This is a genomic window from Micromonospora krabiensis (assembly GCF_900091425.1).
GTDB classification, from domain to species: domain Bacteria; phylum Actinomycetota; class Actinomycetes; order Mycobacteriales; family Micromonosporaceae; genus Micromonospora; species Micromonospora krabiensis.
In genome coordinates this window covers 6099028-6119640 of the sequence record NZ_LT598496.1, presented here as the reverse complement: position 1 = coordinate 6119640, position 20613 = coordinate 6099028, and the positions used below count along the sequence as shown (strand labels likewise).

Below are 20613 nucleotides of genomic sequence, written 5' to 3'. Positions count from 1 at the left end.
GTACGGGCTCTACGCTCTGCGCGTGAATGCCGATCGGGTCGCTGATGCCGAGCTGGCCGCGCTGCTGCGTACCGCGCGCGCCCAACCGCCCCACGACGTACCGGAGATCGCGGCGGCGCGGCAGTCGGCACGCGCCCGGGCCGCCGCCCGTACCCCCGGACCCGCGATGCCCACCGCGGACGGGACGATCGCCGGAGTGCCCGTACGGACGTACCAGCCCGGCTCTCTCCCGGTCATCGTCTACCTGCACGGAGGGGGCTTCGTGCTGGGAGATCTCGACACCCACGACGCGCAGGTGCGGCGGCTCGCCGCGGCCACGGCGGCGACCGCCGTCGCGGTCGACTACCGGCGCGCTCCGGAGCATCCGTGGCCGGCGGCGGTCGACGACGCGGTCACCGTCATCGCCCACCTCGCGGCGGACGGGACGCCGGTGGCGGTGGCCGGTGACTCCGCCGGCGGGCTCATCGCGGTGTTGGCGGCGCTGCGGTTGCGCGGTGACGTGGCGTTGCGGGCACAACTGCTGGTCTGCCCGAACGCGGACCCCACACTCGGGCTGCCCAGTGTCGTCGAGAAGGCACACGGCTGGCTGCTCGACGCCGACGATCTGCGGCGGTGGGTCGCGATGTGGCTGCCCGACGACGCCGTACGGGGCTCGGCCGACGTCAACGCCCTCGTCGCCGACCTGACCGGGCTGCCGCCGGCCGTCGTGGTGACCGCGGAGCATGACCCGCTGCGTGACGAAGGCGACGCCTACGCCCGGCGCCTCGCCGACGCGGGCGTGCCCGTGGTGCACCGGCGCGAGGCCGGGCTGGTGCACAACTTCCCGAGCCTGCGGGACGTGTCACCGGCCGCCGCGGCGGCGGAGGACCGCTTCCTCGCCGACGCGGCGGCGCTGCTGCGCGCCCGCTGAGCGGTCACCGTCCCCGGGGGGCGCGGTCACCGCCCCCGAAACGGGCGGCGCCGCTACAGCACGATCGCGTACCGGCGCGCGGGTCCGAACTCGGTGTTCCGGACCTCCTCCAGCACACCATCGTGGCGCTCGACGGTCCGCGCCGACGGGAGGTTGTCCGCCGCGCAGACGACCAGCAACCGGTCCAGGCCCGCCGACCGCGCCTCGGCCAGCATCCGGCCCAGCGCCCAGGTGGCCAGCCCACGCCGGCGGGCGGACGGCCGGATGCCGTACCCGATGTGGCCGATCCGCCGCACCACGTCGTCGGGTCCGAACCGCAGCGCGATCCCGCCGAGCACCCGGTCGTCCTCCACGATCCACCGGTACGCGCACGCCGTCGCGCCGTCGTGCGGCTCCGACTCGGCGGCCAGCCGGGCCACCCAGGCCGCGAACCCGGCCGGTGACGCGGTGTCGTCGGACGGCCGCAGCCCGAACCCGTCCTCGTGCGCGCCCGGGTCCCACTCGGCGTGCGCCTCCCGCCAAGCGGTGTGGAGACGGACGGTCGGCGCGATCAGCTCAGGCACCGGGCGACAATAGCGGCCCGGGGCCGGGTGGGCCTGGAGGCGATGCGTTCAGGCGTGGTCGTTCGGTGCCGGGCCTGTGCCGACGCTCAGCCGGTAGATCCAGACCGGGTAGTCGACCCGGCCGGTGCCGCCGGAGAGGCCCGGCGTCCGGTGCAGCTGCGCGGCGGGCAGCCACAGGTCGCCGTCGCTGTCGACCCACATGGCGTCCACCCAGATCAGGCGCGGGTCGGCGACCAGCGTCGCCACGTCGCGATCCGGCGAGATGGCGAGGACCCGGCGGCGCTCGACGTCGCTGAGGTAGATCGTGCCCGCCGCGTCGATGGCGGTGCCGCCGGTCGTCGGCGTGTCCAACCAGCGCACGACGTGCGCGGCCACCGTCTCCGGCGCGACCGTCGGATCGTCGAGCCAGCGGGTCTCGATGCGGGACAGCCCGCCCGAGGCCGGCTGGTAGTACAGGTACCGCCCGTCCGGCGACACCTCCAGTTGGTCGGCGTGCAGGACGACCTCGGCGCCGTCCGGGTCGCGCAGCACCTCGCCGTCGGCCACCAGCCGCCCGCCGACCGTGCTCGGGTGGCCGTCGAGCACCCGGCGGGCCCGCCCGGTCCCCAGGTCGAGCACGATCAGCCCCGGCGCGCCGGCGTCGGTCAGGTAGGCGGTGTCGTCGTTGAACCGGACGTCGTCGACGTAGCTGGTCTCCCGCACCGCCGCGCCGAGGTCGTGGATCCGGGTCACCTCGCCCGAGCCGGGGTCCACGACGATCAGCCGGGCACCGCCGGGCACCTGCGGCCGGCCCAGCTCCGGCGCGCCCGAGTCGATGATCCACAGCTGTCCGTCCGGGCCAATCCGCAGGCCGTTGACGTGCACGTACGTCCCCTCGGTGGACGGCTCGTCGCGGATGGCGTTCCAGGCGGTGTCCGGCCAGGGTTTCCGCCGCCCGTCGGGCAACGCCTCGGCGACCTGCACACCGGGTCCGTCCGCTCCCGGGAAGCTCACGAAGATCCGCCCGTCGACGGTGGTGACACCGGTGCAGACGCGGTCGTTGGCGACGACCCGGGTCAGGCGCGGGTCCTCCTGGCTGGGCAGGTCCGGCATCTGCGCCTCCTTCCGGCGGGCCTACCGCGTTCCCCCTCCGTCCGCCACGAAACACCGCCACCACCGACCCGGCCTTGACAGTCATCGATCCATGCACTGGTGTGGAGTACCTGTGACATCGATGTCCGTCAGGAGGGCACATGATCGTCCGACGACGGTGGACGGCAGCCGCGACCGCAGCGATCCTGGTCAGCGCGGTGCTGTCCCATCCCGGCCCCGGCGCCGCCGCGCCGGCCGCACCACGACCAGCGGTCACCCTGAGCAGCGCCGAGACCGCGGTCGTCCGGGTGCAGTTGCGCGACCAGGCGCAGCTCGACCGGCTCGTGGCCGCCGGCGCCGACCTGGCCAACCGCCCCCGCTCCGCCGACGGCCGGGTGCTCGCCGACCTGGTGCTGACCGGCGCGCAACTCGCCGCCCTCACCGCGGAGGGCGCCACCGCGGTCCAGGTGGTGCAGCGCGAGGGCGACGGCACGCGGCACCTCGCGGAGAGCGTCCGCGCGGCGCAGAGCCGCACCCGGGCCGGCCTCCGCGCGCCGAGCGCCGACAGCGACCGCGCGGCGGCCGCCGTGGACACGCTCCAGTTCCTCCAGGCGTACTGGTGGAGCACCGGTGGCCAGACGTTCCTGCAGACCCAGGTGGCCACGACCGCCACCGCCGACCCGGACGTGGAGATCACCGTCAGCTGGCGGACCGCCGACGGCGTGACCGGCGCCTTCCCGCTGTTCCGGTTCGAGGATTCCGGCGAGTACCAATACCACTACGCGCTCCCCCAGGCCGTGCCGAGCCGGCCCGTGCAGGTGACCGCGACGTCCAGCCTCGGCGGCGCGACCCGGGCCGTCACCCCGGCGCCGTGGCCGAACGCCGCCCCGCCGCCGCTGCCCGCGGGCTACCAGAAGGACTTCATCGACGCGTACCTGACGCCGGTGGACATCCAGGCGCGGATCAAGCGGCTGGCGCGCCAGTACCGGGGACTGGTCGACGTCATCGACCTCCCGCACCGCACGCAGGGCTACCGGCGGACCGCCGCCGCGTACCTCGGCGACCCGGCCGCCGCGGCCGTGGTGGTGGAGTCGGTGCGCTTCGGCGACCAGGGCATGAACGGCGTCCAGGCGCGCACCGTCGACCCGGGCCGGCCGAACCGGCCGCTGAGCGTCACCTACCGGGACCGGGTGCTCACCGTCTCGCTCGCCACCGACGGCGCCGGCAAGACCACCAGCAGCACCGACGAGGTCGCCGCCGCGATCGGCTCCCGGTTCCCCGACAGGTTCCAGGCGTACGTCGAGGAGGGCTCCGGCGGGCTGCCCATGCCGGTCGCCGGACCCAGCCGGCTCGACGACGGCCTCCAGGGCACCGAGGTGCCGAACCGGCCGTGGACGGTGCAGGCGTTGCGCATCGGCGTCCACCGCGACGGTTCCCGGATCGGGGTCCTGGCCTACTCGCAGGAGCACGCCCGCGAGTGGGCGACGCCACTGGTCACGCTGGAGTTCGCGGAGCGGATGCTGGCCAACTACCGCACCGACCCGGCCACCCGCGAGTTGCTGGAGCAGGTGGACATCTTTGTCATCCCCACGGTCAACCCGGACGGCGCCAACTACTCCTTCCACGACTACAACTTCCAGCGCAAGAACCTGGTGAACCACTGCACCGGCGCGAACCGCGACCCCCGCTACCGCACCTCGTGGGGCGTCGACGTCAACCGCAACTACACCGTGGGCTCCTACTTCGACGGGTACGTGGGCGCCAGCGCCAACTGCCTCTCCGGCAACTACGCCGGCACCGACGAGCTCTCCGAGGCGGAGAGCCGCAACGTCATCGCGCTGGCGCAGGCCCACGAGAACATCCGGTTCGCCATGAACGTGCACTCCTACGGCGGGTACTTCATGTGGCCGCCGGGGGCGTACCGGGCGGACGGGCGGGTCACCCTGCCCCGCCCCTCCATCGACGAGTCGAAGCTCTTCCTGGACAGCGCCCGACGCATCGTCGGGGCGATCGCCCAGGAACGCGGAACGGTCACCTGGCCGTCGCAGACCGGCCCGGTCGCGGACGTGCTCTACTCGGCGGCCGGCAACTCGGCCGACCAGCTCTACTACGAGCTGGGCATCTTCGCGTGGGACTTCGAGGTCGGCAACGACCGCTGGAACGCCACCACCAACCAGTGGGAGGGCGTCGGCTTCCAGCCGCCGTTCGACGAGGCACACGCCGAGTCCCAGGAGTACGCGGGCGGCCTGGTCGAACTGGTCCACGTGGCCCGCGACTACGCCGCCGCCCAACCCGCCCCCGAGCCCAGCAACGAGCGCTGACCAAGCGAGCCGGCCGGCCCGTCGTCCTCGGGCCGGCCAGCGCCGTGATCGACTCGGGCCGGCCAGCGGCGTGATCGACTCGGATTTCTGAAAGTCGGGGTGTCGGGAGGTGGTGATCAGCCCGACTTCACGGAAGTCGGGCGGCCATGCCAGAGCAACCCGTCACCGGCCGCCTGCTCGCCGACCAGGACCGCACGTGGGGCACCCGGGAGAGTAGTCGTTTTGCGCCGACTCGTCCCGGGTAGGGCAGGGGTCATGGACACGAACACCACCGCACACCTGGTCGGCGGCCCACGCGACGGCAGCACCCACGACGCGGGCGGCGACGCCCTGATCGAGGTGGAGATCGACGGCATGATTCACCGGTACATCCGGACCACGAAGCAGCACGGCGACGGCGCGACGATCTACAACTACGACGGCATGGTCGCCCCGGGCGGCGGTGAGCCGGGCGTGGAGGACCCCGCCGCCCGGGTCGCCACCCCGCGGGCCGACGCCGAGGGCCACGGCGACTGACAGCGCCGAGGGTGGCCGCCGCAACCGGGCCGGGCTGCGCGGATGAACCGCGGACGGTCGGGTAAGAAGCGCCATCCTGGTGGAGAACGACCGGGGTCGCGGCGTCCCGCGACCGGTACGCCGGGCGGGCAACGTCGCCCGCCCCGGCGTACCGCCCGGCAACGTGTCGATCGGCCGCCCGACGGCACCCGCCCGGGGATGCCGGGATGGCGGCGCGTCAGTTGTTGGTGATCCAGTTCCAGGCGGAGACGACCCACTCGGTCTGCTGGAGCCACGCGACGCCCAGTCCGGCCAGGAAGAGGGCCGTGACCAGGTGGGCGCCGCGAGCGCTGCGGCGTACCCGGCCCATCTGCCGCTCGATGACGACGCGCCCGACGAGGCGGGACAGCGCGAAGAGGCCGACCGCCACCAGCAGGCTCAGCACGAAGATCAGGAAGGGCCCGGTCAGGTTGCCCTCGCCGGAGATCGCCCAGATCCCCCAGCAGACGAAGGCGAACAGCGCGCCCGCGGTGCTCCACTCGCCGCCGCGCTTCAACTGCGCGACGTGCCAGCTCAACGGTCGGCGAGGGGCCGGTGCGTCCGGCCATCCGGTGCCGGTCGGCTCCTGGTCGACCGTGGGGAACGGCTCGGTTCGCCGCTCCCGCGGCTGCCCCACCTGGGCCACGCCCCGGCGGAACGCGTCCCGTTGGGACGGCACCCCCGCGCCGGACTGCGGCGGCACCTCGACGGTGCGCTCCGCCCAGGGCTGCGTCTGGTCCGACATCTCGTTTCCTCCCCCTTCGGCCGCCGGCTCGGCCCGACGGCCGCCCGCAGAACCGGCCCGATCCGCCAGCCGTCCGAACCCGAGCGTAGCCACGGCGCAAACCGGTCGCCGACCCCACCATGCCACCAACGCCGCGGACCGGGCCACGGCGAGCCGGCGGCAGGGCGCGGCGGTACGGTCGGGGTATGGGCGACGCGGAGCGACGACGGCGGCGGATGCGGCACCCCGACGGGGACGTCGCGGGACGCACCGAGGGCTCGTCGGCCAGCACGGCCGGCGTCCACGACGGGGAGCCGCCCCGCCGACGCGGCCCGGCCGGTGACGACCGGGACGGGGAGCGGGGGCTGCGCGGGCTGGTCGGGTCGGGCTCCTCGCAGGTCGGGCTGAGCGCAGCCCTGCGGGCCCGCGACGCGGCCCGGCCCACCGACGCGGACCTGGCGGAGGCCGAGGAGCGGGTGGTCGTCGTACGACGGAACTGGGTGCCGCGCGAGGAGCTGCCCCGCTCCCCGCGCTGAGCACCCGGCCGCGCGGAACGCCGCCCGGTCAGGGCAGCGGCGGCAGCTCCCGGCTCTGCTCGTACGCGGCGACCTGGGTGATCCGCCGCGCGTGCCGCTCGTTGCCGGAGAACGGGGTGCTCAGGAACACCTCGACGATCGCGGTCGCCTCGTCCAGGGTGTGCTGGCGGGCACCGATCGCCACGATGTTCGCGTCGTTGTGCTCGCGGGCGAGCTGGGCCGTCTCGAGGCTCCAGGCCAGCGCCGCCCGTACCCCGTCGATCTTGTTCGCGGCGATCTGCTCCCCGTTGCCGGAGCCGCCGATGACCACCCCGAGGCTGCCCTCGTCGGCCACCACGCGGGCACCCGTGTTCAGGCAGAAGGCCGGGTAGTCGTCGTCCGGGTCGAAGACGTGCGGACCGACGTCCACCACCTCGTGGTCGTGCTTGGCCAGGTAGTTGGCGAGGTGCACCTTCAACTCGTAGCCGGCGTGGTCGGATCCCAGGTAGACGCGCATACCGCGAAGTCTGTCAGGCCGCCGCCCGGTGTGCCGCCTCGGCCGCGTCACCGAGGTGATTTCGTCACAGCACCCGGACGGCGGACCCTCCCGGTCAGCGGTTGAGCTCGGCCACCACCAGGCCGCCGCGCGCCTTCGGCGTGAACCAGGTGCTCTTGCGCGGCATCTTCTCCCGGGCGAGGTTCACCGCGACGAAGTCGTCCACGGTCACCGGGGCGATCAGGACGGCCAGTTCCGCCCGGCCGGCGTCGACCTCGCCGGTGAGCCAGCTCGCCGGGTAGTCACCGCCGACGTACGTGATCCGCTTGTCGCCCGGGTCGAGGCCGAGCGCGTCGCGCAGCAGCAGCCGCTCGACCAGGGCGTGGTCGAGGTTCTCCAGCCGGCCGCCGTCGACGGGCGGCAGGGTCACCGCGTACCCCTGGCCGGGGAGCCGGAGGTGGACGGTGCCGCCGGTCGCCGGCACCTCCACCGGGCCGTCGATCGGGGTGATCCGCGCACCGGCCGCCGCGAGCCGGTCGAGCAGGTCGGCACCGGTGGTGGTCAGCTCGCTGACCAGCCGGTTGTAGGGCTGGATGGCCACCGAGCGGGGCGTGGTGACGACCGCCAGGAACCGCGGCAGGTCGCCGGTCTGGGCGGCGAGGCTGCGGTGGTTGCCGTCGGCGACCACGAGTTCCCCGCCACCGGCGAGCGCCGTCAGCTCGTCCTGCCGCGCGCCGGGGCCGACCAGCCAGATCGCGTGCGTACGCCCGGCCTGGTCGGTGTCGGTGGCCGCGGGCGCGCCGGCCGCCTCGACCGCGGCGGCGAGGGCCTCGTGCAGCTGCTCACCCTGGCCGGTCTGGAGCAGCAGCACCGGTGAGAGCAGGTGCCCGAGGGCGTCGGCCAGGGCGACCCGCTCGCGCACCTTCGCGATGAAGACGTCCTCGTTGCGGATCACCAGGCCGGGCTCGTCGGCCCGGGTGGAGATCTGGTCGGTGTCGACCATGGCGAAGAGCCCGTAGGCCGGCTCCTCCCCCGGCGCGCTGATCCGGTAGAGCACCACGACCTGCTCGGCGGGGGTGTAGCTGCCGTCGGCCTTGGCCTCGCCGAGGCGGGCCACCGCGTCGGGCAGGGCGTCGAGGAACGACTTCCCGAGGCTCTCCGGGGCCCGGTGCGGCATCTCGATGCCGAGGGCACTGTGCGGGTTCGCCTCGATGATCGCGGTGATCTCCGCGTCGTCGGCGAACTCGTCGTAGTTCTGCGCGCCGGTGCCGCCAGTGGTGATCCAGGCCCGGGCGATCGGATGCACGACCGTCATGCTTGCTGACGCTACCGTCGCCGCGTCTGACCGGGACGCGGACCCGGGCCGTCGTCCACCAGGTGAAAGCGACAACCGTCGTCCACCGGGTGACAGCGACGGCCCGGCGGCGGCCACGGTCAGCTGGTGTGTTCGGCCGGGCGGCGGTGGCGTCCGCTGGGCGCCGCCGCACCGATCGGACCGGCGGTGGCGGGCGAGGGCACCGGCACCGTGGTGGCGCCGACGGGGGCGGGCGTGGGCAACGTGCGCCGGACCGGGGTGGCGACACCGGGCGGGGTCAGCCGGGACGTGGGCGCCACCCGGGCCACGCCCACCACGATCGGCGGGGCGAGCAGGTCCGCGACGTCCGAGGGGAGGTCGGGCCGCAGGGTGGGCCAGCGGGAGTCGTCGACCGACCAGTACGCCGGGGTGTCGGCCGCCTCCTCCCGGGTCAGCGGATCGTCACCGGACACGAGGCGGTGCTTGGCCATCGGGATGCCTCCACGAGCTGCGGGTTGCGGTTTGCGAATCGCTGCGGCGGACATCCGGCAAAACGACATCGACAGCGCCCGGTGACGGGCCCCGTCACGGTGTTAACAACGGTGGCCCCGGCCCCGGGACGTACCGGTACCGGGGCCACCGACCGGGTCAGTCGAAGATCGGGCCCTGCTCGCGGGTCCGCTTCAGCTCGTAGAAGCCCGGGGTGCCGGCGACCAGCAGGACGCCGTCCCAGAGCCGCCCGGCGGCCTCGCCCTTCGGCGCCGGGGTGATCACCGGTCCGAAGAACGCGACCGAACCGCCGTCCGGGCCGGGTGCGTGGATGACCGGGGTGCCGACGTCCTGCCCGACCGGCCGCATGCCCGCCTCGTGGCTGGCCCGCAGGGCCTCGTCGTAATCGGTGCTGTCGGCGGCGGCGGCGAGCGCCGGGTCGAGGCCGGCGTCGGTCAGCGCGGCGACGTACAGCTCCTGGCCCCGCTCCTCCTTGCCGAGGTGGATCCGGGTGCCGAGCGCGGTGTAGAGCGGGCGCAGGGCGTCCGTGCCGTACCGCTGCTCTGCCGCGATACAGACCCGGACCGGGCCCCAGGCGGTGCGGAGGAACTCCCGGTACTCCTCGGGCAGGTGGTCCCGACCCTCGTTGAGCACGGCGAGGCTCATCACGTGGAAACGGATGTCCAGGTCACGGACCTGCTCGACCTCGAGCAGCCAGCGGGAGGTGATCCAGGCCCACGGGCAGGCCGGGTCGAACCACATGTCGACGGTGACACGATCGGTCACGGTGCGGTCCCTTCACGACGGGTGACGCCGCGCCTGCGACGCCTCACCTCGATCTTCACCCCCCGGACCGCCGACCGACAGCGGAATGAGAGCGTGACCTCGCCCACCGCCGTGAGCCGGTGCATGGAAGACTCGGTGCCGGGCCGACCACGAGCAGTGGCCGGCGGAGGCGCCACGGCGGCGTACGGCGAGAGTGGGATGGAGACGAACAGTGCCGGGAGTGCGCAACCTGACACAGGTCGAGGCGACCGAACGGGCCCGACTGCTCGACGTGACCGGGTACGACATCAGTCTGGACCTGTCGACCGCTGTGCAGGCGGCCGAGGGTCGCACGTTCCGGTCCACGACGGAGGTGCGGTTCCGCTGCGCCGAGCCGGGGGCCACCACGTTCATCGAGGTCGCCGCCGAGTCGGTGCGGTCGGCGACGCTCAACGGCACGCCGGTGGACCTGACCGACTGGTCGGCGGAGAAAGGGCTCACGCTGTCCGGTCTGGACAGCGAGAACACGCTGGTGGTGGACGCCGACTTCGGCTACTCCAACAGCGGTCAGGGCCTGCACCGCACGGTCGACCCGGTCGACGGTGAGACCTACCTCTACAGCCAGTTCGAGACGGCTGACGCGCAGCGGGTGTTCGCCTGCTTCGACCAGCCCGACCTGAAGAGCGAGTACACCTGGCACGCCACCGTGCCGGACCACTGGCGGGTGGTGTCCAACTCGCCGGTGGAGCGGGAGGAGCCGGCGGGTGAGGGCCTGAAGACCATCCACTTCGGCCGGTCGGCCCGGATGAGCACCTACATCACCGCGCTCTGCGCGGGCCCCTACCACGAGGTGCGGGACAGCCACGACGGCATCGACCTGGGCGTCTACTGCCGGGCGTCGATGGCGCAGTACCTCGACGCGGACGACCTCTTCCTCATCACCAAGCAGGGCTTCGACTTCTTCCACGAGAAGTTCGGCGTGCGCTACCCACTGCCCAAGTACGACCAGCTCTGGGTGCCCGACTTCAACGCCGGTGCGATGGAGAACTTCGGCTGCGTGACGCACGCCGAGTCGCACTACATCTTCCGGTCGCAGGTCACCGACTTCGAGTACGAGCAGCGCGCCAACACGATCCTGCACGAGCTGGCCCACATGTGGTTCGGCGACCTGGTCACCATGCGCTGGTGGAACGACCTGTGGCTCAACGAGTCGTTCGCCGAGTGGGCGAGCCACTGGTGCAACACCCACGCCACCCGGTTCGGTGACGCCTGGACGACGTTCCTGTCGATCCGTAAGAACTGGGGCTACCGGCAGGACCAGCTCTCCTCCACCCACCCGGTCTACTGCGAGATGCCAGACCTGGAGGCCGTCGAGGTCAACTTCGACGGCATCACGTACGCCAAGGGCGCGAGCGTGCTCAAGCAGCTCGTCGCGTACGTGGGTGAGGAGCCGTTCCTGGCGGGTCTGCGCGCCTACTTCGGCAAGCACGCGTGGGGCAACGCCACCTTCGACGACCTGCTCTCCGAGTTGGAGGCGGCCTCCGGGCGGGAGCTGCGCAAGTTCGCCGCGCAGTGGCTGGAGACCGCACAGGTCAACACGCTGCGTCCGGAGGTGACCATCGGCGCGGACGGCAGCTACCAGCAGGTGGTGGTGCGGCAGGAGGCGCCGTCCGGCTACCCGACGCTGCGCACCCACCGCATCGGGGTCGGCCTCTACGACCTCACCGACGGCCGACTGGTCCGCCGGGAGCGGCTGGAGGTCGACGTGGCCGGGGACCGCACCGAGCTCACCGACCTCGTCGGCGTGCCGGCGGCCGACGTGCTGCTGCTCAACGACGACGACCTCACGTACGCGAAGCTGCGGCTCGACGAGCGGTCGCTGGCCACCGTGGTGCAGCACATCGCCGGCTTCGAGTCGTCGCTGGCCCGCGCGCTCTGCTGGACCGCCGCGTGGGACATGATCCGCGACGCCGAACTGGCCGCCCGCGACTACGTGGCGCTGGTGCTGGCCGGGCTGCCCGCCGAGGACGACATCAACCTGGTCACCGCCACCCTCCGGCAGGCCACCACCACGCTCACCTTCTACGCCGACCCGGCGTGGGCGCCGACCGGCTGGGCGGACCTGGCCCGCACCGCGAAGGCGGCGCTCGCCACTGCCGAGCCCGGCAGTGGCTTCCAGCTCGCCTGGGCGCGGGCGTACGCCTCGGCGGCCCGGTCCAGCGAGGACCTGGCCACGCTGCGCGGCTGGTTGGACGGCACGGGCGTGCCGGCCGGGCTGACCATCGACACCGAGCTGCGCTGGGGCGTGCTCGCCGCGCTGGTGGCCAACGGCGCGGCCGGCGCCGCCGAGGTGGACGCCGAACTGGCCGGCGACCGCACCGCGAGCGGCGAGCGGGAGGCGGCCTACGTGCACGCGCTGGTGCCGACCGCGGAGAACAAGGCGGCCGTCTGGGCTCAGCTGACCGGCGCGGAGGCGCTGCCGAACTGGCGGCACCGGGCGCTGCTGCAGGGCTTCGTGCACCCCACCCAGGTCGACCTGGTCGCGCCCTACCGGGAGCGGTACTTCGAGGCGGTCGGTCAGGTGTGGGCCAGCCGGGACAGCGAGCCGGCGCAGGAGTTCGCGCAGCTCGCCTACCCGGCGTACCAGGTGGACGACGACACCGTGGCGGCCACCGACGCCTGGCTGGCGCAGGAGGGGCACCCGGCGCCGCTGCGCCGGCTCGTGGCCGAGGGGCGCGACGGCGTGGTCCGCGCGCTGCGGGCCCGCGAGCGGGACGCGCGCACGGCCTGAGCGGGGGACGACCGGCCGGGGCCGGTGTGGGCGCGAGCCCGCACCGGCCCCGGGCCCTTATGGTGGCGGAAGGAGGTGGACGTACCTCATCCCCGACATCACCGTGCCGAGGCCGGACGTGCCACGAGGCCGGATGTGGGCCGAATCGGTCGACATCGCACTGGTCGTGGAGGTCGAGTCACCCGGTAGTCGCCGGCACGACAGATTCACGAAACCGGCGCTCATGACGAGAAAGCCCGGTCCGCCTGCGGCGGACCGGGCTTTCGGGTGCGTAGGGGGTCAGCCCCGGCCGGCGTGGCTGGCCAACTGGTCGAGGCCGTTGATGATGCCGCCGGTCAGGTCGCCGCCACCGAACGCCGCGACCATGGAGAGCGCGGCGAGCTTGGCGTACGTGTCCGGGATGCGCTTGCGCGCGTGCCGGCCGGTGACGACCTCCAGCTGCCGCTGGTTGGGCGACACCGCGATCAGCACCGAGCGGTCCGGGTCGGCGAGCTGACGGTGCAGCCGCTCGGCGTGCTCGCGGATCGGCTCGTCCAGACCGCCGACGAAGACCGAGAACACCAGGCCGGTGCCCTGGTCGGCCAGGCGCAGCGCCTCGTCGATGCGCAGCAGCTGGCGGGTCGAGAACGGGCCGTCCAGCACCTCCGGCGGGTTGCCCTCGCGGAGGTGCGTCTCACCAACGGTCACTTGCGCCTCCGGTTCCACCGGCCGGCGCCTCCCGGCCGGCCAACTCCTGCTTGTGGGCGGTCAGCGCCGGCGCCTGCGCACCCGCGGCCAGGGCGGCGCCGGCCGGGTCGGCCAGCTGCTCCGGCCGGGCCAGGAACCAGACCGGCGTGAAGTCGAAGGGCCGGCCCGGGCGGTAGCGCTTCGCGCCCCCGCCACCGCCGCCACCACGGCTGGCCACGTACGCCAGGCCGCCGATCACCAGTACGGCTGCCGCCGGGATGCCGACGAAGACCAGCAACGTGTCGGTAACAGACAATCCCAACGCCCCCAGGCGGAAGAAGTGACCTCGGACAGCCAGGTCGGGTGGACAGGTTCAGGGCGTCGACCGCCCGACTCCGCTGCCATTCACGTTAGCGGAGTCGACGGCCCGCCAGATCGCGGGGTGGCGATCCCATCCGCCACTGGAGTTCTCCAGTTCCGCAGCGGTCGCGATCAGCCGCGCGTCGTCACCGTACCGGCCGGTGAGGAGCACCCCGACCGGCATCCCGTCCGCCGTCACGCCGACCGGCAGCGAGACGGACGGCTCCCCCGTCACGTTGAAGATGGCGCAGTACGGCGAGAACCGGCGTTGCCGGTCGAAATCCGCCTCCGGGTCACCGTCGGCGGTGAACCAGCCGACCGGTGCCTGCGGCGCGGCGAGGGTGGGACAGAGCAGCAGGTCGCAGGTGGCCGTCCGGCGGGCGCCGAGGCGTACCTGCGCCTGGAGTTCGCCGAGCGTGGCGGCCAGGGTGCCGGCGGAGATCTCGGCGCCCCGGCCCCGCAGGAACCGGGTCAGCGGCAGCAGCTCGCTCTCCCGCTCGGGCGGGACGGGTGACAGCGCGAGGACGTACCAGACGATCTCGAAGAGCGGCCACGTCGTGGGGCCGAGCGGCGCTGCGACCTCGACCACCTCGTGGCCGGCGGCGGTGAGCAGCGCGGCCGCCCGGTCGACGGCGGCCACGCAGTCCGGGTGGACCGGCTCGTCGGCGAGCATCGGCGCGGTGAACCGCCCGATCCGCAGCCGCCCGGGCGCGGCGGCGCGGGCCGCCGCCAGGTAGCCGCCGGGGGGCGCGGCGGGCGGCAGGTAGGGCTCGCCGGGCACCGGCTGGGCCAGCACGTCCAGCAGGGCGGCGACGTCGGTGACCGTACGACCGATGGGCCCGTGGGTGGGCAGGCCGAACGCGCCGAAGCCGAGCGGGCCGCCGGAGACCAGGCCGCGGCTGGGCTTGTAGCCGACCAGGCCGCAGAGGGCCGCGGGAATGCGCAGCGACCCGCCGCCGTCGGAGCCCTGCGCGACCGGGACCAGCCCGGCCGCGACGGCCGCCGCCGCGCCGCCGCTGGATCCCCCGGCGGTGTACGCGAGGTTCCACGGGTTGCGGGCCGGCGGTGCGACCCGCCCCTCGGAGTAGAGCGAGCACCCCAGCTCGGAGGTGGTGGTCTTGCCGAGGCTGACCAGGCCGGCCGCCTTCATGAACCGGACCACGTCGGCGTCGACCGGTGGGACGAAGTCCGCGAACGCGGCCGAGCCGAAGGTGGTCCGCACGCCGGCGGTGAGGGTCAGGTCCTTGATCGCGGTCGGTACGCCGTGCAGTGGGCCGCGCCGGTCGGCCGGCGCGGCGTCGGCCGCCTCGGCGGCCCGCGCCGCGGGCTCGGCGGTGACCGTCACGAACGCGCCGACGGTGTCGCCGAGCGCGGCCACCCGGTCGAGGTGGTGCGCGACCAGGTCGGCGCTGGACAGCTCGCCGCGCTCGATCGCGGCGGCCTGCTCCAGCGCGGTCAGGTCGTGCGGCTCGGCCATGCCCTCATCCTGCCGGGCTACCAGGACGGACGCACCTCTCACGCGCCGGACCGCCGGTCGCGTCCGGCCCCCACGGTAGAGGCCCGGGGCGCGCTCAGCCGTGCAGGAAGCGCAGCGCGTTGCGGGAGAGCAGCTTGTCCCGCTGGTCGGCGGTGAGGAAGTCGGCCTTGCGGACCACCTGCCCGACCGGGCGTTCGCCCAGCGGGTACGGGTAGTCGCTGCCCAGCAGTACCCGGTCCTCCCCCACCGTGTCGACGAGCAGCCGCAGCGCCGCCGGTTCGAAGACCACCGAGTCGACGTGGAAACGGTCGACATAGGAGCTGGGCGGCGCGGTGGACGCCCCCCGGACCAGGTCGCCCCGGCGGTGCCAGGCGTTGTCGGCGCGGCCCAGCCAGAACGGGAAGCTGCCGCCGCCGTGCGCGAAGCAGATCCGCAGCGAGGCCGGCACGCGGTCGAAGACGCCACCGAGGATCAGCGCCAGCACCGACAGGTGCGTCTCGGCGGGCATGCCGGTCAGCCAGCGGGCCATCCACCGGTCCAGCCGGGGGCCGCCGGGCATGTCCCACGGGTGGACGAAGACCGGGGCGCCCACCCGCGCGCAGTGCTGGAGGAACTCGACGACACCCGCGTCGTCCAGGTCGCGGTCGCCGACGTGGTTGCCGATCTCGACCCCGACGTGCCCGGCGTCGAGGCAGCGGTCCAGCTCGGCGCAGGCCGCGTCCGGGTCCTGAAGGGGCACCTGGCAGAACGGCACCAGCCGGTCCCCGCCGGCCGCGGTGACCTCCAGCGTCAGGTCGTTGAAGATGCGGGCCACCTGCACCGCCTGCCGCGCCGGCCGGTCGTAGCTGAAGAAGACCGGGGTGGGCGAGACGACCTGCATGTCGACGCCGTCGGCGTCCATGTCGGCCAGCCGGGTGGGCGCGTCCCAGCACTCCGCGCCGATCGGCCGGAACTCGGCCGAGCCGACCATGATCATGGCGGCTCGCTCGGAGTCGACCCGCAGCCAGGGCCAGCCGGACCCGCCGCACGCCGCGTCGAGGGCCGGCCAGCCCTTCGGTACGACGTGCGTGTGCACGTCCACGACGGGCCCGGGCATCAGCCCTTGCCCGGGTGCAGCGCGCCGCAGTCGGTGCAGGTGCGCGCCTTCTCGTCGGCGTAGAACGCCTGGAAGACCGGCGGCAGGTCGGCGGCGATGTCGCGGACCTGGAGCTCCACCTCGTGCACCTTGTTGCCGCACTCGGCGCAGTACCACTGGAACTTCTCCAGCGTGCCCTCCTCGCGGACCCGCTCGATCACCATCCCGATCGAGCCGGCCTCCGGGCGCTGCGGCGAGTGCGGGGTGTTGCGCGGCAGCATCCACATCTGACCCTCGCGGATGTGGACCGTACGCGGGCCCTCCGGGAGCATCAGGTTGACGTGCATGTTGCCCTTGACCTGGTAGAAGAACTCCTCGTACGGGTCGACGTGGAAGTCGGTGCGCTGGTTGGGCCCGCCGACGACCATCACGATGAAGTCGTCGCTGCCCGGCAGCATCTCCTTGTTGCCGACCGGCGGCTTGAGCAGGTGCTGGTTGTCCGCGATCCAGCCCGGGAAGCTGAACGGCTCGGCGATCTCGCTCACGACTGACCTCCGGAGGGGTGAAGGGCCACGGCCTGCATCTCGATGAGCAGGTGGGGGTGCGGCAGTTGGTGGACGGCGACGGTGGTGCGGGTCGGGCCGGTGGCGTCGAAGAACTCCGCCCAGACCTCGTTGTAGCCACCGAAGTCGTTCATGTTGACCAGGTACGAGGTGACCTGGACCAGGTCGGACAGGTCGGCGCCGACCGAGCGCAGCAGGTCGCGGATGTTCTCGACGACGGCCCGGGTCTGCGCCCGGATGTCCAGGTCGGTGGTGCCGAACTCGTCCACCGACACACCCGCGAACGTGTTGTCGGGGCGGCGGGACGACGTGCCGGAGACGAAGACGAAACCGCCGGCGACCTTGACGTGCGGGAAGGCGCCGCGCGGCACGGCCTTGCCCGCGACGACGCGGGCGCTCACGACGCCGGGGTCGGCACCGTTCGACCCGCTCACGGCAGCGCCTTCAGGGACGCCGTACCGAGCTTCTCGACCACGGCGCGCACGTGGGCGCCGGGTCGCAGCGGCACGGCGGCGGTGGCCGCACCGGCGAGGAACACCCAGCCCTCACGCAGCCGCACGCCGTGCCGACCGGCCAGCCGGATGCCCTCGTCGAGGGCGCGGCGCGGGTCGCCGAGGATCGCCGCGGTCGAGCCGACCTGCGCCACCCGGCCGTCGACCTCCAGCAGCACGCCGAGGTTCTCCAACCCGTCCGGCACCGGCGACCACGGCCCCACCACGAACGCGGCGGCGGAGGTGTTGTCGGCGATCACGTCGGGCAGCGAGAAGGTGAAGTTGGCGTACCGGGAGTCGATCAGCTCGATCGCGGGGGCGACGGCGCGGACCGCGTCGGTGAAGTCGCCGACCGGCTCGCCCGGCTCGGGCAGCCGGTCCAGCAGGAACGCCACCTCCGGCTCCACCCTCGGGTGGATGTACGCCCCCACGTCGACGCTGCCCCCGTCGGGCACCCGCATGGCGTCGGTGAGCCGGCCCCAGATGACCTCGTCCACCCCGACCTGGGCCATCTTCGCCCGGCTGGTCAGCCCCATCTTGAGGCCGACGAGCCGCTCGCCCCGCGCGAGGCGGCGCTGGAGCAGGGCGGTCTGCACCGCGTACGCGGCGTCGGCGTCCAGGCCCGTCTCGGCGGCGAGCTGGGCGATGGCGGTGGCGGTGTCCGCCGCCTCGCCGAGGCGCTCGGCGATGCCCGCGGTGTCCGGCCCGATCATGAGTTTCCCCCGCTCGCGAGGTCCAGCGCGACGTCGACGATCATGTCCTCCTGGCCGCCGACCATGCGGCGACGGCCCAGCTCGACGAGGATCGAGCGGACGTCGACGCCGTACCTGGCGGAGGCGCGCTCGGCGTGGCGCAGGAAGCTGGAGTAGACCCCGGCGTAGCCGAGCGAGAGCGTCTCCCGGTCCACCTGGACGGGCCGGTCCTGCAACGGGCGGACCAGGTCGTCGGCGGCGTCCATCAACGCGAACACGTCGCAGCCGTGCTTCCAGCCGTGCAGCTCGGCGACCGCGACGAACACCTCCAGCGGCGCGTTGCCGGCACCGGCGCCCATGCCGGCCAGCGACGCGTCCACCCGGACCGTCCGGCCGGCGGGCGAGCCGAGCGGCCCGTCCCCGACGATCCGGCCGTGCTCGACCGCGAGCACGCTGTTCGCCACCCCGAGCGACAGGTTGTGGTGGGCGTGGATGCCGATCTGCGTGTGCGGGTCGAGCACCTGCCGGTACGCGTCGACCCGCTCGGCGACGTCGGACATCAGCAGCCGGCCGCCGGAGTCGGTGACGTAGACGCAGTGCGCCCCGTACGACTCCATGAGCTTGGCCTGGCCGGCCAGCCCGGCCGGGTCGTTCATGTGCGACATCATCAGGAACCCGGCGACGTCCATGCCGTTCTCGCGCGCCCAGGAGATGTGCTGCGCGGAGATGTCCGCCTCGGTGCAGTGGGTGGCGATCCGGACGCTGGTCACGCCGAGCGCCTTCGCGGCCTTCAGGTCGGCGATGGTGCCGATGCCGGGCAGCAGCAGGGTGGTCAGCCGCGCGGTCGTCAGGACCTCGGCCGCCGCGGCGATCCAGTCGGCGTCGCCGGCCGCGCCGTGGCCGTAGTTGACGCTCGACCCGGCCAGGCCGTCGCCGTGCGCCACCTCGATCGCGGCCACCCCGGCGGCGTCCAGCGCCGCGGCGATGGACCGCACCTGGTCGACGGTGTAGCGGTGCGCGATGGCGTGCATGCCGTCGCGCAGCGTCACGTCCTGGATGTACAGGTCGGTCACGCGGTCACCTCCAGCGCGCCCGGCGCCGTCGACCGGAGAGCCACCAGCCGCTCCGCGGTCCGCAGCGCGGCCGAGGTCATGATGTCCAGGTTTCCGGCGTACGCGGGCAGGTAGTGCCCGGCGCCGGAGACCTCCAGGAAGACGGAGACCTGGAGGCCGACCAGGTGCCGCCCCAGCGACGGGACGTACGTGTCGACGCGGTCGAACTGCACGTCCTGCTTGAGCCGGTAGCCCGGCACGTACTCCTGCACCGTGGCCACCATGTCCGCCACCGAGGCGGCGATGGCGGCCCGGTCGGCGTCGACGTCCGGGCAGAGGCAGTAGACGGTATCGCGCATCAGCAGAGGCGGGTCGGCCGGGTTGAGCACGATGATCGCCTTGCCGCGCTCGGCGCCGCCGACCACCTCGATGGCGCGGGCGGTGGTCTCGGTGAACTCGTCGATGTTCGCCCGGGTGCCCGGCCCGGCGGACTTCGACGCGATCGAGGCGACGATCTCCCCGTACCCGACCGGGGTGACCCGGCCGACCGCGGCGACGATCGGCACGGTGGCCTGACCGCCGCAGGTCACCATGTTGACGTTGGCCTCGTGCAGGTGCTCGTCGAGGTTGACCGGCGGCACCACGTACGGGCCGATCGCGGCCGGCGTCAGGTCGACCACCGTGCGGCCGTGCGCGCGCAGCACCTCGTCGTGCCGGCGGTGCGCGCCCGCCGACGTGGCGTCGAAGACCAGCTCGACGTCGGCGAACTCGGGCATCGCCACGAGCCCGTCCACGCCCTGGGCGGTGGTCGCCACGCCGAGCCGCCGAGCCCGGGCCAGGCCGTCGGAGGCCGGGTCGATGCCGGCCATCGCGACCATCCGCAGGCTGTCACTGAGCCGCAGCACCTTGATCATCAGGTCGGTGCCGATGTTGCCGGAACCGATCACCGCCACACCGACGGTCACTGGGCCTCCTTGGAGAAACAGGTCCGCACCGACCCGACACCGGAGATCCGGGCCTCGTACGCGGCGCCGGGGGTGACCGGCACCATCGGGCCGAGCGCGCCGGAGAGCACCACGTCCCCGGCCTTCAACGGGTCGCCGGAGCGGGCCAGCGTGCCGGCCAGCCACGCCAGCGCGTGCAGCGGGTTGCCGAGGCAGGCCGCCCCGGCGCCGACCGAGACGGGCTCCCCCGCGTGGTCCAGGACCATCCCGCACAGCCGAAGGTCCACGTCCGCCACCCGGCGGGGCGTGGTGCCGAGCACGAACAGCCCACTGGAGGCGTTGTCGGCGACGGTGTCCACGATGGAGATGTCCCAGTCGGCGATCCGCGAGTCGACGATCTCGATCGCCGGTAGCACGTGGTCGACCGCCCGGATCAGGTCGACGGTGGTGATCCGCTCGTCGGGCAGGTCCGCGCCGAGCACGAAGGCGATCTCCGCCTCCACCCGCGGCTGCAGCAGCCGGCCGATCGCCACCTCGGCGCCGTCGGCGACCGCCATGACGTCGGTGAGGATCCCGAAGTCGGGCTGGAAGACCCCGAAGGCCTCCTGCACCGCCCGCGAGGTCAGCCCGATCTTCGCGCCCACCCGGCGCTCGCCACGCCCCTGCCAGGCCCGCGCCTGGAGCTGCTGTACCCGGTACGCCGCCTCGACGTCCCCCTCCGGCAGCAGCCGTCCGCGCAGCGGAGCGCACGGCTTCCCGCTGCTGCGCGCCTCGGCCAGCTCCCGGTTCGCGGCCTCGATGTCGACGTTCACGGCGTCAC

The 20613-nt window shown here is 73.6% G+C and carries 22 protein-coding genes; 5 read left to right on the top strand and 17 right to left on the bottom strand.

Going from position 1 to position 20613, the window contains the following annotated elements; all coding sequences use genetic code 11:
- The first annotated feature begins 22 nt into the window (after positions 1 to 22).
- Entirely contained in the window at positions 23 to 910 is an 888-nt protein-coding gene (locus tag GA0070620_RS28150; protein WP_231921997.1) for an alpha/beta hydrolase, read from the top strand.
- 53 nt (positions 911 to 963) lie between these two features.
- On the opposite strand, the gene GA0070620_RS28145 is transcribed toward GA0070620_RS28150, so the two are convergent.
- Positions 964 to 1473 (bottom strand): GNAT family N-acetyltransferase, encoded by a 510-nt coding sequence (locus GA0070620_RS28145; RefSeq protein ID WP_091595828.1) that lies wholly within the window; start codon positions 1471 to 1473, stop codon positions 964 to 966.
- A 48-nt stretch (positions 1474 to 1521) separates the two neighbouring features.
- Positions 1522 to 2565, bottom strand: a complete 1044-nt coding sequence (locus GA0070620_RS28140; RefSeq protein ID WP_091595826.1) for an L-dopachrome tautomerase-related protein — start codon at positions 2563 to 2565, stop codon at positions 1522 to 1524.
- Positions 2566 to 2705: 140 nt separating this feature from the next.
- Between GA0070620_RS28140 and GA0070620_RS28135 the strand changes: the two genes are divergently transcribed.
- Positions 2706 to 4865 (top strand): M14 family zinc carboxypeptidase, encoded by a 2160-nt coding sequence (locus GA0070620_RS28135; protein ID WP_091595824.1) that lies wholly within the window; start codon positions 2706 to 2708, stop codon positions 4863 to 4865.
- Positions 4866 to 5120: 255 nt separating this feature from the next.
- Positions 5121 to 5381, top strand: a complete 261-nt coding sequence (locus tag GA0070620_RS28130; protein WP_091595822.1) for a hypothetical protein — start codon at positions 5121 to 5123, stop codon at positions 5379 to 5381.
- Between the two features lie 217 nt (positions 5382 to 5598).
- On the opposite strand, the gene GA0070620_RS28125 is transcribed toward GA0070620_RS28130, so the two are convergent.
- Positions 5599 to 6144, bottom strand: coding sequence for a DUF2189 domain-containing protein (locus tag GA0070620_RS28125; protein WP_091595820.1), 546 nt, complete (start codon positions 6142 to 6144; stop codon positions 5599 to 5601).
- A gap of 185 nt (positions 6145 to 6329) precedes the next feature.
- Between GA0070620_RS28125 and GA0070620_RS28120 the strand changes: the two genes are divergently transcribed.
- Positions 6330 to 6659: a hypothetical protein gene (locus GA0070620_RS28120; protein ID WP_091595818.1), complete on the top strand. Its 330-nt coding sequence runs from the start codon at positions 6330 to 6332 to the stop codon at positions 6657 to 6659.
- A 28-nt stretch (positions 6660 to 6687) separates the two neighbouring features.
- Here GA0070620_RS28120 and GA0070620_RS28115 read toward each other — a convergent pair whose 3' ends face one another.
- The 4 genes from GA0070620_RS28115 to GA0070620_RS28100 form a co-directional block, all read right to left on the bottom strand.
- The gene (locus tag GA0070620_RS28115; RefSeq protein ID WP_091595816.1) at positions 6688 to 7155 is read right to left on the bottom strand and encodes a ribose-5-phosphate isomerase; all 468 of its coding nucleotides are present in this window, start codon (positions 7153 to 7155) and stop codon (positions 6688 to 6690) included.
- Between the two features lie 94 nt (positions 7156 to 7249).
- Positions 7250 to 8449: a DUF1015 family protein gene (locus GA0070620_RS28110; RefSeq protein ID WP_091595814.1), complete on the bottom strand. Its 1200-nt coding sequence runs from the start codon at positions 8447 to 8449 to the stop codon at positions 7250 to 7252.
- A gap of 119 nt (positions 8450 to 8568) precedes the next feature.
- Complete coding sequence (locus GA0070620_RS28105) at positions 8569 to 8919, bottom strand: hypothetical protein (RefSeq protein ID WP_197677484.1); 351 nt, start codon at positions 8917 to 8919, stop codon at positions 8569 to 8571.
- Positions 8920 to 9076: 157 nt separating this feature from the next.
- Positions 9077 to 9679: a mycothiol-dependent nitroreductase Rv2466c family protein gene (locus tag GA0070620_RS28100; protein WP_377520115.1), complete on the bottom strand. Its 603-nt coding sequence runs from the start codon at positions 9677 to 9679 to the stop codon at positions 9077 to 9079.
- 244 nt (positions 9680 to 9923) lie between these two features.
- On the opposite strand from GA0070620_RS28100, the gene pepN reads away from it, so the two are divergent.
- Positions 9924 to 12473, top strand: coding sequence for an aminopeptidase N (gene pepN, locus GA0070620_RS28095; RefSeq protein WP_091595810.1), 2550 nt, complete (start codon positions 9924 to 9926; stop codon positions 12471 to 12473).
- Positions 12474 to 12752: 279 nt separating this feature from the next.
- Here the strand turns inward: pepN and GA0070620_RS28090 are convergent, their stop codons facing one another.
- The 10 genes from GA0070620_RS28090 to GA0070620_RS28045 all read right to left on the bottom strand — a co-directional run bounded on the left by GA0070620_RS28090 (position 12753) and on the right by GA0070620_RS28045 (position 20605).
- On the bottom strand, positions 12753 to 13160 hold the full coding sequence (locus tag GA0070620_RS28090; RefSeq protein WP_091595808.1) for a DUF5130 family protein: 408 nt from the start codon (positions 13158 to 13160) through the stop codon (positions 12753 to 12755).
- Positions 13147 to 13455, bottom strand: coding sequence for an aa3-type cytochrome oxidase subunit CtaJ (ctaJ, locus tag GA0070620_RS28085; protein WP_452299640.1), 309 nt, complete (start codon positions 13453 to 13455; stop codon positions 13147 to 13149). The genes GA0070620_RS28090 and ctaJ overlap by 14 nt, the downstream gene beginning before the upstream one ends.
- Positions 13456 to 13512: 57 nt before the next feature.
- On the bottom strand, positions 13513 to 14976 hold the full coding sequence (locus GA0070620_RS28080) for an amidase (RefSeq protein ID WP_091595804.1): 1464 nt from the start codon (positions 14974 to 14976) through the stop codon (positions 13513 to 13515).
- A 94-nt stretch (positions 14977 to 15070) separates the two neighbouring features.
- Positions 15071 to 16072 carry an amidohydrolase family protein gene (locus tag GA0070620_RS28075; RefSeq protein ID WP_091595802.1) on the bottom strand — a complete coding sequence of 334 codons (1002 nt, stop codon included), beginning with the start codon at positions 16070 to 16072 and terminating at the stop codon, positions 15071 to 15073.
- The gene (locus GA0070620_RS28070; RefSeq protein WP_091595800.1) at positions 16072 to 16596 is read right to left on the bottom strand and encodes a 3-hydroxyanthranilate 3,4-dioxygenase; all 525 of its coding nucleotides are present in this window, start codon (positions 16594 to 16596) and stop codon (positions 16072 to 16074) included. The genes GA0070620_RS28075 and GA0070620_RS28070 overlap by 1 nt, the downstream gene beginning before the upstream one ends.
- On the bottom strand, positions 16593 to 17048 hold the full coding sequence (locus tag GA0070620_RS28065) for a RidA family protein (protein WP_231921996.1): 456 nt from the start codon (positions 17046 to 17048) through the stop codon (positions 16593 to 16595). Before GA0070620_RS28065 ends, GA0070620_RS28070 begins: the two co-directional genes overlap by 4 nt.
- Complete coding sequence (locus GA0070620_RS28060; protein ID WP_091595798.1) at positions 17045 to 17818, bottom strand: 2-keto-4-pentenoate hydratase; 774 nt, start codon at positions 17816 to 17818, stop codon at positions 17045 to 17047. The genes GA0070620_RS28065 and GA0070620_RS28060 overlap by 4 nt, the downstream gene beginning before the upstream one ends.
- A complete protein-coding gene (gene dmpG, locus GA0070620_RS28055; RefSeq protein WP_091595796.1) occupies positions 17815 to 18870 on the bottom strand; it encodes a 4-hydroxy-2-oxovalerate aldolase in 1056 nt (351 codons plus the stop codon). Before dmpG ends, GA0070620_RS28060 begins: the two co-directional genes overlap by 4 nt.
- Positions 18867 to 19814, bottom strand: a complete 948-nt coding sequence (locus tag GA0070620_RS28050; RefSeq protein WP_091595794.1) for an acetaldehyde dehydrogenase (acetylating) — start codon at positions 19812 to 19814, stop codon at positions 18867 to 18869. Before GA0070620_RS28050 ends, dmpG begins: the two co-directional genes overlap by 4 nt.
- A complete protein-coding gene (locus GA0070620_RS28045) occupies positions 19811 to 20605 on the bottom strand; it encodes a 2-keto-4-pentenoate hydratase (RefSeq protein WP_091599491.1) in 795 nt (264 codons plus the stop codon). Before GA0070620_RS28045 ends, GA0070620_RS28050 begins: the two co-directional genes overlap by 4 nt.
- Positions 20606 to 20613 lie beyond the last annotated feature (8 nt).

Coding starts and splice junctions, on each gene's coding strand:
- GA0070620_RS28140 (WP_091595826.1), bottom strand. CDS start 2,565: ATGCCGGACCTGCCCAGCCAGGAGGACCCGCGCCTGACCCGGGTCGTC.
- GA0070620_RS28110 (WP_091595814.1), bottom strand. CDS start 8,449: ATGACGGTCGTGCATCCGATCGCCCGGGCCTGGATCACCACTGGCGGC.
- GA0070620_RS28130 (WP_091595822.1), top strand. CDS start 5,121: ATGGACACGAACACCACCGCACACCTGGTCGGCGGCCCACGCGACGGC.
- GA0070620_RS28120 (WP_091595818.1), top strand. CDS start 6,330: ATGGGCGACGCGGAGCGACGACGGCGGCGGATGCGGCACCCCGACGGG.
- GA0070620_RS28135 (WP_091595824.1), top strand. CDS start 2,706: ATGATCGTCCGACGACGGTGGACGGCAGCCGCGACCGCAGCGATCCTG.
- GA0070620_RS28060 (WP_091595798.1), bottom strand. CDS start 17,818: ATGATCGGGCCGGACACCGCGGGCATCGCCGAGCGCCTCGGCGAGGCG.
- GA0070620_RS28075 (WP_091595802.1), bottom strand. CDS start 16,072: ATGCCCGGGCCCGTCGTGGACGTGCACACGCACGTCGTACCGAAGGGC.
- GA0070620_RS28100 (WP_377520115.1), bottom strand. CDS start 9,679: ATGTGGTTCGACCCGGCCTGCCCGTGGGCCTGGATCACCTCCCGCTGG.
- GA0070620_RS28080 (WP_091595804.1), bottom strand. CDS start 14,976: ATGGCCGAGCCGCACGACCTGACCGCGCTGGAGCAGGCCGCCGCGATC.
- GA0070620_RS28125 (WP_091595820.1), bottom strand. CDS start 6,144: ATGTCGGACCAGACGCAGCCCTGGGCGGAGCGCACCGTCGAGGTGCCG.
- GA0070620_RS28105 (WP_197677484.1), bottom strand. CDS start 8,919: ATGGCCAAGCACCGCCTCGTGTCCGGTGACGATCCGCTGACCCGGGAG.
- GA0070620_RS28115 (WP_091595816.1), bottom strand. CDS start 7,155: ATGCGCGTCTACCTGGGATCCGACCACGCCGGCTACGAGTTGAAGGTG.